The following is a 10,060-nucleotide window of genomic DNA, read 5'->3' on the forward strand; positions in this document are numbered from 1 at the left end:
ATATCGAAATCGCTGCCGACACCATCGAGCGCGTGGTTGAGACCGTATCCGCGCTCGAGCCGACCTTCGGCGGCATCAATCTCGAAGATATCAAGGGGCCGGACTGCTTCGAGATCGAGGCCCAGCTCAAGGCCCGGATGAAGATTCCGGTGTTTCACGACGACCAGCATGGCACGGCCATCATCGTCGGCGCGGCGATCACCAATGCGCTGTTCCTCAACGGCAAGAAGCTATCGGACGTCAAGATCGTCTGTTCGGGCGCGGGCGCCGCGGCGCTCGCCTGCCTCAATCTTCTGGTGTCGATGGGCGCGCGGCGCGAGAACATCTTTGTCTGCGACATCGAAGGCGTCGTTTACGAGGGCCGCGAGAAGCTGATGGACCGCTGGAAGTCGGTCTACGCGCAGAAGACCGATAAGCGCGTGCTGGCCGATGTGATTCCGGGCGCCGATATTTTCCTCGGTCTGTCCGCGCCGAACGTGCTGACGCCGGAAATGGTCAAGCAGATGGCGGACCATCCGCTGGTGATGGCGCTCGCCAATCCGAATCCGGAGATCATGCCCGACGAGGCGCGAAAGGCGCGTCCCGATGCAATGATCTGCACCGGCCGTTCAGACTTTCCCAATCAGGTCAACAACGTCCTGTGTTTCCCGTTCATCTTCCGCGGTGCGCTCGATGTTGGCGCGACCGCGATCAATGAGGAGATGAAGAAGGCGGCGGTCGATGCCATTGCGCAGCTCGCGCGTGATCCGCCGGTCGATGCGCTCGCGCCCGGTTTCGACAGCGGGCAGGCGCAGGGCTTTGGGCCGGGGTCGCTGATTCCGGGACCGTTCGATCCGCGGTTGATTCTGCGCATTGCGCCGGCCGTGGCGAAGGCGGCGATGGACTCCGGTGTGGCAACGCGACCGATCGCGAAATTCGAGGACTATGCTGCGCAGCTCGAGCGCTTTGCGTTCCGCTCCGGCCTGATCATGAAGCCCGTCTTCGCCAAGGCGAAGACCCAACCGGTGCGGGTCATCTACGCCGAGGGTGAAGACGAGCGCGTGCTGCACGCAACGCAGGTGGTGCTGGAAGAAAACGTAGCCCGGCCGATCCTGGTGGGTCGTCCTTCGGTGGTCGAGGCGCGGATCAAGCGGTTCGGTCTTGCGATCAAGCCCGGCAAGGATTTCGACCTCATCAATCCCGAGGACGATCCCCGTTATCGCTCCTACGTTCAGTCCTACATCACCATTGCGGGCCGGCACGGCGTGACGCCCGATGCGGCGCGCACGGTGGTGCGCACCAATGCGACCGTGATTGCGGCGCTGGCCGTCAGCCGCGGCGAAGCCGATGCCATGATCTGCGGCGTCGAAGGCCGCTTCATGAGCCATCTGCGCCATGTCCGGGAAATCATCGGCTTCCGGCACGGCGTGAGCGATTTCGCGGCGCTCGCTTTGATGATTACGACCAAGGGCGCTTATTTCATCGCCGACACCCAGGTGCGGCCGAACCCGAACGCCGAAGAGATCGCCGAAATGGCGGCGCTGGCCGCGGTTCATGTTCAGCGCTTCAATATCAAGCCCAAAATCGCCTTCGTGTCGCACTCCGATTTCGGCAGCTATGACACGGAGTCGTCACGGAAAATGCGACGGGCCACGGCCCTGCTGCGCGAAAAACATCCCGAGATCGAGGCGGATGGCGAAATGCAGGCAGATACGGCCCTTTTGGAGGCGGCGCGCAAGCTGGTGCTGCCGCATTCACATCTCGAGGGCGTTGCAAACGTCCTGATCATGCCCAATCTCGATACCGCCAATGTCGCCTATCAGATGATCAAGGCGGTGGCCGACGCGCTGCCGGTCGGCCCGATTCTCATTGGAACGTCACGACCTGCCCATATTCTCACGCCATCGGTGACCGCGCGCGGCATCCTGAACATGACGGCGATCGCCGCCGTCGAGGCGCAGGAGCTGGCCGGGCGCCAGCAGCCTTCGCTGTTTGTCTAGCGGTCCGGCCGGGGCTGGCAGCGAAAGTCAGAGCCTGCGCTCTGGCAAGGAGGAATCGACGGATTGTTTGAAAAGCCCGCGCGGAACGCCCATAATCGCTCCGCCATCCCTGAGCTTGCGACCTGGTGCCGTCTTATTGAAGCGAGAGGCCGATAATGCCAGCGTTTGTTACCCTTGGACGAATTCTGTTCGCCGTGCTTTTCGTTTTCTCGGGGGCTTCCAAGCTCCTGGACCTATCGGCAACAGCCCAGATGACGGAGAAGATCGTCTTGCCCGCGATCGTGGCTCCCTATACCGCGCAGCTTGAAACGCTTACAGGCATGCCGTGGGCGCAGTTGCTTGCGATTGCATCCGGCGTGATCGAGGTGGTCTGCGGCCTGATGATCGCGCTGAATTTTGGTGCACGCTTCTTCGCGATCATCCTGATCCTGTTCGTGGCGGCCGCGACGTTCTATTTCCACGACTTCTGGAACCAGGCGGGACCGGAAGCACGGGGCAATCTGGTCCACGCGCTGAAAAACCTTTCGTTGATCGGCGCCTTGCTCATGATTGCCGGGTCCAGCCGGACCGCGAAAATTCAGGAACCCGCTTATGACGTCTAGTGGAGTGGATTGGGCATTCGGTACCCGCCTCGCCGCGAGTCCGTCGATGCGACCGTTAGAATCGGACCTCTAGGGCGTCGTCCGCAGCCACGGCGTGACGGTCACGCTGTGATTGGCGTCGAGGAGCTGACTTGGGCCGGGATTGAGGCCGTGGCTGGCGAGGACCTGCTGCGGCGTCCGCTGCGGCACACCGGAGAAGACCGGTTCTCCGTCGGGGAGCCTTACGTTCGGTGCCTGCGACAGCCAGAACGTGTCGTAGCGGTCCATGAACATGTCGAACACGCTGGGACCGCCGATGATCGCGATCGTGCCGGCGCCGACCCCAGCATGGGCGCAAGCCGTCTCGAAAGGCGCGCCAGTCGGATTCCATAAGGTCGTCTTGGGACTGCTCGGATCGTCGGCAACGCCTGAAATCTTCCGCGTCAAGACGATGCGTCTTCGCAGAGGTGAATTCGGCTGACCTTCATGAGAATGCTTGCCGTGGACGATCAGGTCGGCCCGATCCAGCGCCGCCGTGAAGAAGGTCTTGTCACCCTCGAATTTCAGCGCTTCCGGCATCACGCCGCTCGCATCCGCCAACATGCCGTCGGCGGACACGATGACATAGCCGTCAATGCGGAATACCGGCACTGTGTATTGTGACCGCGACGACTATTCCGAAATCGTCTGAACGACGCTCGACACCGGCCGCGCGCTGACCGTCGGCAGCTTCACGTCTTTCAGAAGTTCCTCGTCATATTGCGGAAGGGTTTGGACCGGCGCCTTGGCCTTCATCTGAACGATCTTGTAGCCGCTATCCTTCAATTTGCGGAGCAATGCCGGCAAGGCTTCGGCGGTGTGCTTGTGGAAATCGTGCATCAGAATGATGCCCTTGCCGAGCTTGTCCAGCTTCTTCATCGTGACGTCGATGACCTGCTGCGCATTACGCGCCTTGAAGTCGAAGGAATCGAGATCGCAGGAGAACATCGCGATGTTCCGCGTTCCGAGGTAAGTCACCATTTCCGGCGGGTGCTGCAGCGCCGGGAAGCGGAAGAACGGCGCGGGCGGGGCGCCAAGCGCCCATTTGACTGCAGAAAAGCCCTTCTCGATTTCTTCCTTGCGCTGGTCCTCGCTCAGCTTCTTGTTGGTGAGGGTGGCATGCGACCAGGTGTGAGCGCCGATGGTGTGGCCGGCGGCGGCGACCTGCTTGAGGATTTCGGGGTAATAGGTGGCGTGCTTACCAATCGAGAAGAAAATTCCGGTCGTGCATTCGTTCGCCAGCGCCTTGAGGACGTTGGGTGTGTTCTCCGGCCACGGGCCGTCGTCAAAGGTCAGCACGACTTCCTTGTCGCGCAGAAAATCCAGCTGCTTGAAATGTTCGAAACCGAAGCCCGGGCCGCCCGTGGTGTCGATCTCGACGACGCGACTGATTCCGAGCGCATCGGGATTGGAGCAGGGCATTTTGGCTGACGCAGGCTTGGCGGCCGGCGCCGGGCTTGCCGCGGCGGCGGGCGCGGCATCGGCTTTGGCGGGCGGGGTCTGCGACAGTGCCACCCCGGTGGCGTAGAGTGAAATCGCGCCTGCTATGATCAGTCCCGCCGCAATTCGCATCTTGATGTCCTTGTTTGCTGACCGCGCCGTGCGTTGGCTTTCTTGTGGCCTGCCGCGCGATTTCCCCACTGCGATCCATCATAGCCGAGTTGCCGCGTAAGGCTATATCGGCTTTGGCACACTCCGGGATTCTCCGGTGTCTGGTTCCGAAGACAGCGTACGGTCTCTCAGGAGCGGGCGCCCGGGCACCAGGGTAGTGGCAACAGCGGCATGTAATGCTGGTTCCATTCGCAAACCTGCTCCGGCCCGCGGCGCTGAAGCGCATATTTGATGGGTTCAGCCTGGCCGACCACGATTTGCAATGCGAAGAGAACCATCGCGATCGGAAACGCCCATTTGTGAAAGCGCAGCTCGACCAAGCGATCGAGCAGAACGGCGCCCGCAAGGATGATCAGCGGGTCGGTGAAAATGAAGTACTCGGATTTTAACCCGCGTCGCACGCCTAACGCGTCGATGCCAATCGCGACCATCAACAGCAGGGATGCCTGGATCGCGGCCTGCCTCTCGCCCCGTCTCCACCCATAGACAATGCCGGGCACGATCAGCCAGGTCAGGAAGACGGTCGGGCGCGGCGAGGAATGCAGCACGAAAGAATACCGGGCGGCGACCGAAGCGATGCCGTCGAGCAGCAGCCAGAAAATGTCTGCAAGTCCTGATTTGTTCGCGGCCGCGGCGGTCGGCGCATCGACAAACTTCAACATCTTTTCCAGCGGATTGAATACCGCAATCACATTGTTCGTGTTGTAGTCGAGGTTGAGGGCGAGCAGCGCTACCAGCGCGCCGGCGGCGACCAAGGTCGTCGACACGAAGGTTTCGGCCGCGCTGATGCGCCAGATCGCGGCATAGGCCAGCATGCAGCCGCCAATCAGAAGCAGCAGCATCGTCTGATAGATGCCGAAGTGGCCAAGCAGCAGCGGGTGAAAGGCGGCTGCATCCAGAAGGGTGCGATCAAAGCCGGTCGCTATCAAGGGCCAGGCCGCATAGCCTGCAGCGACCGCGGCGCCGACCGACGCCATTGCCGCTGCGAGAGCACGGCGGCCTCGCCAAAAGGCGACGCTTGCGCTTGCAGCGCCTCCGAACGGCAAAATGAGTACCGGCAATGCCGCAATAAGCAGGATGGCTTGAACCTTGTTTTCCAGCCCAAGCACGCAAAGCGCGGCCGCAAGCGCCAGCCAGAGCGGCCGTCCGACACTCGCGCATCGGCCGACCACGATCAGGATCATCAGCGCGAACAGGACCGGGCAGGCGGCGACAAGTTCGGTGCGCAGGATGCGCAGGTGGACGGCGAGGGCGCCGGAGAACGCGAAGGCAAAGGTTGCGATGAGCGCGACACGCCAGTCGCGGACGATGGCGCGGATCAGGCTCGCAAAGATCAGCACGGTGGTGGTTGCGATCAGCCAGGCAAGCAGCCGGCCTGCGCGCACGGCGCTCGTCATCGCCGCATCGAAGGCGGAGGCATCGGAGGCCGGCGGCATGCTCGACAACGACCAGGAATCGAGCAGGCCGAGCCCATGCAGCAGCTCGAACCAGACTTTGATGGAGACGATCGTAAGATAGCCGGTGTGGTCGAAGAACTGCTGCGGCTTGCCGTCGTTGAGGGCAAGCGCGCTGTAGATCACCATGAAGTCCATATCGGCGTTGCGCCAATAGACCACGGCATAACCGTAGAGGAAGAATGATGCCGCAAGGCTGAAGACGATCGCGACCAAGCCCCATCGCCAGCCAAGAAACGTCAGCGGCGCGAGAGCATCAGAGCGGGCGCGCGCGGGCGCTGCGGACGGAGAAGGGGTCATGCCGGCCGTGTTTTACGCACGGCCAAACGGATTGGAAACCGGTTTTTCGAAGGGGCAGTGAAAGTGAGATACACTAACGCAGCGAAACGATGAAATCGGTGCCTTCGCCGGTTTCGCCGCCCGCTATGCCCTGATCGGAGACGATGATCGATCCGCCGGTTGAAACCGCCTCATAGATCTTGGCCATGACTTCGGCAGGCAGGTTGAGGCGGTCCAGTGCTTCAGCCGGGCTGTCGGGTGCGGGCCCCGGCTTTGCTTCCAATGAAGCTGTGCTTGCGATCTTGCGGCCGTGTGAAGTGTGCGTCTCATCGGCATGCCGGGTGGCTGCTTTGGAGGGAGCAGGAAGAGACACCACCGACCAATGCAGCACGTTGCCGTCAGCCTTGTCGGTTTGTGCAGTGAAAATATGCGTGCCGAGCGGCCGTTCGTCCGCGGAGATAGTCACCGGCACATCGAACAGCGGTGCGAAATTCTGGCGAACATAGAGCTTGGAATCCTTGCGGCTGACGAAGACCGCGATCTGTTCGGTTTTCTTGATCGGCGGTCCCAGATAGGCTTTCGCAAAATCGTTCTTCAGATCGCCCTTGAGCGGCGCGTCGGCCGGCGGCGGCACGCTGGCTCCTTTGGATGTGTCGGAGGGCGCTGAGGTCGCGGCGTCAGTCGGTTTGTCATCACCCGGCTTCGTCGCTTCGCTCGCCGTCTCCAGCTTTGCGGGCAGGTTTGCCACTGGCTCGGCGGGTTTTGTAGCGCCGTCGACGGCCTTGGTCGTTTGCGCTTCAAGCGCGCCATCCTGCGACGGCTTTGTCGGCGCAGAAGCCGCCTCGCCGTTTTTTGTCGCGCTCGGCTCCTTCGCCGCGCTCGAAGCGGATTGTTCTTGCCGCGCGTCCGCCTCGGCTGCAATTCTTGCAGCCTCTTGCTTGGCGGGGTCTGTCTTGTCTGGAGCGGCAACCTCGGTTTGTGACGGCGCTGGCTCGCGTTTTGCCACGGTATCCGAGACGGCGCTTGCCGGGATCGCGACCGGCATTGCGCCGCTGGCGTCAGCCGTCTTGATCTTGGACGAAGCCTCGCTTGCGGCCCTTACGTCCTCGGTATGCCCGACGCTCGGACGCAGTTCGATTGCGGTATCGGCGGACAGCGCGACATCGATCGCTTGGGCTGCAGGCTTCTCGGGCATTTGAAGCGGTGCGGCGTCGGCCTTGGTTTCTTGTGCGGCAACGGGCTGGGGCGGCACCTTCATCGCGGCCAAAAGAGGATGCGAGAAGTTCGCCGGTGTAACCTCGCCCGGCGTGATGATCACCCGCGCGCCCATCCGCGTCCAGCCATACATCTTGACGGCGAACGCCATCGGCAGACGGATGCATCCGTGCGAGGCCGGATGACCTGGCACGACGCCGGCGTGCATGGCGATGCCGGACCAGGTGATCCGCTGCATGAACGGCATCGGCGCGCCGCTGTAGATGTTGGATTGGTGGAATTTCTGTTTTTGAATGACGCTGAAAACGCCCATCGGTGTCGAATGACCGGGCATGCCGGTGGAGACCGGAGATTCTGCAAACAGCCCGTTGGCGTCGTATACCCGCAGCCGCTGCTGCGCGATCGATACCGAGATGATCAGCGGTCCCTGCGGCTTGGCGTCCTTCTCGACGATCGCCGATTTCTTTTCGCCATGACGCTGCGCTTTGGCGCGCCGTCCCTGCGGCTTCGGGGCCGTTGGCGCTACTTCCGCGGTCGCGGGCGCCGAATCCTGCCAATAGAAAATGGCGGCTTCAGCCTGCGATGAGACGCCGAGCGTTCCGGTTGCCGCAAAAATGGCAAGGCGCCAGAACCGCCCACGTCCCAAACCAAGGTCTTGTCGGCTCACGCGTCTGCCTTCCATCTTCCAACGTCTGGTTCAATCTTGCAGACGAGATTCGCGTTCACCAGCGTGACGCTTTCACGGCCTGCGCTTTTGGGTCCAAGCGTAGCAAAAAAGCCTCACCCAACATTAACAAGGGACTAGTCGGGCCTTCCGCTCGCTTGAGCCGGTGCCTACATCGGCGATATCAGCGGGGCTTGCCAATCCGAATTCCACATCAATCCTTGCCTCCTGGCGCCCACCGCGAAGCCTGGATCAAAGCTATGTGAGATCAAAGGTTTGCCGTTGCTCCTCGGTTCCTAAAATGAAGCAAAAGCAGCCGCCGCGCCGACACCATAATTTCGCAATCGGGTATCTGGAGACCTTCATGGCACATCTTGCGCGCCACCCTCGGACTTGGGGATGGAGAATCAGACTGCTGCTTCTGGCTGTGCTGCTTATATCGACCGAATCAGGTGCATGGGCCGCCGACGAGCCGGACCTGATCTTTCGCCGCTCCACGGTGTTCAAGTGGCTCACGCCGAACGACAAGCTTGCCACCTACGGAATCGATGATCCCGAGGTGGAGGGCGTGGCATGCCACTTCACGGTGCCCGAGCGCGGCGGCGTGAAGGGATGGCTCGGAATAGCCGAGGAGGTCTCGGACATTTCGCTGGCGTGCCGGCAAATCGGCCCCATCCATTTCAAGGGCAAGATGGCGCAGGGCGAGGACATGTTCCGGCAGCGCCGATCGCTCTTCTTCAAGAAAATGCAAATCGTGCGCGGCTGCGACGCCAAGCGAAACGTGCTGGTTTATATGGTCTATTCGGACAGGCTGATCGAAGGCTCGCCGAAAAACTCGACCTCCTCGGTGCCGATCATGCCGTGGGGCACAGGCGACACCACCGTGCAGAAATGCGGCGAGTTCATCGAATAAAGGTGCGGTCAGAGGTTTTGAGAACGGGCGCGCATCGCTGCTGTTCGATGGGCGTTCGGATCGCGACTTCCAACCAGATGCACAAATTGCTGCGGCACTGATTCAGTGCTGTCGCGGCCATCATGCCGCCGCTGCTCCGCCATCGCGCCGCAAACTTTTCTGGCGTCGACCTTCAACGTGGTGAGGTCGCTGACATCGACGCTGCCGCCGTTGTCCATGACGTTCCCCCGGGCGAATTTTCCACATAACGCGCCGGTATAGGGAAAGTTCCTGAAATTCTCGATTTAGCCGGTGCGGAATGGCGAATGGCAGGCGGTCAAGGATCTGTCGCCGGGTGGCCGACCCGCAGGATTTCGCTCGGCTTTACTTCTGTTTGATGCCCAGGCGCGGCACGCATTTGTATGCGCGCACCAGGCCGCTCTCGGTCATTTTTGCACCGGTTACTTCCTTAACCTGACCCGCTGGGCAGGTTCCGTCGTCGACCTTGACGCGCTGCCCGAGCTTCAGATCAGGAATATCCTGTTCGCGCCCAAACGTCGTCGCCTTCGCGCCTTGCACCCATCCGGGCGCGAGACAGCCGAACGCCATCAGAAAAAAGCACGCCGTCAACGCAGCCCGGCTGGGATGGCAATCGCCGAAAATCTCGTTCGAAGAAGAGATGCTGCGTTTCATCGGAGATTCCGGTTCGAAATGGCGCTGGGGCCGAGTCTATTGAGACGGCGGCGATTCTCAACCGGAACAAAACAGCGCTTGTCACGGGCCACCGCACTTGAAAATCTCGCGGCAATAACAGAGTAGGAGGAAGACATGACGCCGCTTGAAAAGATACAAGCGATGAAGATGCCCTTCGCAGAACTGAAGGGAGTTACGTTCGTCGAAGCAGATCAGGACCGCGTCGTCGCCAAGATGCTGGTCCGTCCCGACCTCTGCACCGTCAGCCACAGCATCCATGGCGGCGCCGTGATGGCCTTCGCAGATTCCGTCGGTGCCGCAGCAACGGTGATCAACCTGCCGGAGGATGCCAAGGGCACAACCACGATCGAAAGCAAGACCAATTTCATCGGCGGCGCCAAAGAAGGCGCGACCGTCATCGCGACCGCAACGCCGATCCATCGGGGACGCCGCACGCAGGTTTGGCAAACCAGGCTCGAGACCGAGGAGGGCCGGCTGGTGGCGATCGTGACCCAGACCCAGATGGTGCTTTGAATGCGGGCGATATCGGATGTTAACCACCGATATTTGCAGCAAAAATTGGCTCTTGAATTTCGTGTTGCGATGCACAATATGGATTGATCTAGGGATTCGACGCCTCCTCGAGGGTGACC

General features: G+C 61.4%; 10 protein-coding genes. 4 read left to right on the plus strand and 6 right to left on the minus strand.

Features of this window, described 5'->3' with window-relative positions:
- Together VFL62_RS20905 and VFL62_RS20910 are read left to right on the plus strand one after the other, a co-directional pair.
- Positions 1–1,979 (plus strand): NADP-dependent malic enzyme (locus VFL62_RS20905; RefSeq protein WP_325174287.1); only part of this gene is annotated, 1,979 nt, incomplete at its 5' end.
- A 155-nt stretch (positions 1,980–2,134) separates the two neighbouring features.
- Positions 2,135–2,581 (plus strand): DoxX family protein, encoded by a 447-nt coding sequence (locus VFL62_RS20910; protein ID WP_325174288.1) that lies wholly within the window; start codon positions 2,135–2,137, stop codon positions 2,579–2,581.
- 69 nt (positions 2,582–2,650) lie between these two features.
- Here VFL62_RS20910 and VFL62_RS20915 read toward each other — a convergent pair whose 3' ends face one another.
- The 4 genes from VFL62_RS20915 to VFL62_RS20930 form a co-directional block, all read right to left on the minus strand.
- Positions 2,651–3,163, minus strand: coding sequence for a dihydrofolate reductase (locus VFL62_RS20915; RefSeq protein ID WP_325174296.1), 513 nt, complete (start codon positions 3,161–3,163; stop codon positions 2,651–2,653).
- A 69-nt stretch (positions 3,164–3,232) separates the two neighbouring features.
- The gene (locus VFL62_RS20920) at positions 3,233–4,171 is read right to left on the minus strand and encodes a polysaccharide deacetylase family protein (protein ID WP_325174289.1); all 939 of its coding nucleotides are present in this window, start codon (positions 4,169–4,171) and stop codon (positions 3,233–3,235) included.
- Positions 4,172–4,338: 167 nt separating this feature from the next.
- Positions 4,339–5,964, minus strand: coding sequence for a hypothetical protein (locus tag VFL62_RS20925; RefSeq protein WP_325174290.1), 1,626 nt, complete (start codon positions 5,962–5,964; stop codon positions 4,339–4,341).
- A gap of 73 nt (positions 5,965–6,037) precedes the next feature.
- Positions 6,038–7,825: a L,D-transpeptidase gene (locus VFL62_RS20930; protein WP_325174291.1), complete on the minus strand. Its 1,788-nt coding sequence runs from the start codon at positions 7,823–7,825 to the stop codon at positions 6,038–6,040.
- A gap of 361 nt (positions 7,826–8,186) precedes the next feature.
- Between VFL62_RS20930 and VFL62_RS20935 the strand changes: the two genes are divergently transcribed.
- The gene (locus VFL62_RS20935) at positions 8,187–8,735 is read left to right on the plus strand and encodes a CreA family protein (RefSeq protein WP_325174292.1); all 549 of its coding nucleotides are present in this window, start codon (positions 8,187–8,189) and stop codon (positions 8,733–8,735) included.
- A gap of 8 nt (positions 8,736–8,743) precedes the next feature.
- Here the strand turns inward: VFL62_RS20935 and VFL62_RS20940 are convergent, their stop codons facing one another.
- Positions 8,744–8,953: a hypothetical protein gene (locus VFL62_RS20940; RefSeq protein WP_325174293.1), complete on the minus strand. Its 210-nt coding sequence runs from the start codon at positions 8,951–8,953 to the stop codon at positions 8,744–8,746.
- A gap of 145 nt (positions 8,954–9,098) precedes the next feature.
- Positions 9,099–9,323, minus strand: coding sequence for a DUF6719 family protein (locus tag VFL62_RS20945; protein ID WP_414644799.1), 225 nt, complete (start codon positions 9,321–9,323; stop codon positions 9,099–9,101).
- 219 nt (positions 9,324–9,542) lie between these two features.
- Between VFL62_RS20945 and VFL62_RS20950 the strand changes: the two genes are divergently transcribed.
- Positions 9,543–9,941: a PaaI family thioesterase gene (locus tag VFL62_RS20950; RefSeq protein ID WP_325174295.1), complete on the plus strand. Its 399-nt coding sequence runs from the start codon at positions 9,543–9,545 to the stop codon at positions 9,939–9,941.
- Positions 9,942–10,060 lie beyond the last annotated feature (119 nt).

The organism is Bradyrhizobium sp., from assembly GCF_035701725.1.
GTDB lineage: Bacteria > Pseudomonadota > Alphaproteobacteria > Rhizobiales > Xanthobacteraceae > Bradyrhizobium.

What these genes read in the sequence shown, in the direction of transcription:
- VFL62_RS20910 (WP_325174288.1), top strand. Translation starts at nt 2,135, where the DNA reads ATGCCAGCGTTTGTTACCCTTGGACGAATTCTGTTCGCCGTGCTTTTC.
- VFL62_RS20920 (WP_325174289.1), bottom strand. Translation starts at nt 4,171, where the DNA reads ATGCGAATTGCGGCGGGACTGATCATAGCAGGCGCGATTTCACTCTAC.
- VFL62_RS20945 (WP_414644799.1), bottom strand. Translation starts at nt 9,323, where the DNA reads ATGGCGTTCGGCTGTCTCGCGCCCGGATGGGTGCAAGGCGCGAAGGCG.
- VFL62_RS20950 (WP_325174295.1), top strand. Translation starts at nt 9,543, where the DNA reads ATGACGCCGCTTGAAAAGATACAAGCGATGAAGATGCCCTTCGCAGAA.
- VFL62_RS20915 (WP_325174296.1), bottom strand. Translation starts at nt 3,163, where the DNA reads ATGTTGGCGGATGCGAGCGGCGTGATGCCGGAAGCGCTGAAATTCGAG.
- VFL62_RS20925 (WP_325174290.1), bottom strand. Translation starts at nt 5,964, where the DNA reads ATGACCCCTTCTCCGTCCGCAGCGCCCGCGCGCGCCCGCTCTGATGCT.
- VFL62_RS20940 (WP_325174293.1), bottom strand. Translation starts at nt 8,953, where the DNA reads ATGGACAACGGCGGCAGCGTCGATGTCAGCGACCTCACCACGTTGAAG.
- VFL62_RS20935 (WP_325174292.1), top strand. Translation starts at nt 8,187, where the DNA reads ATGGCACATCTTGCGCGCCACCCTCGGACTTGGGGATGGAGAATCAGA.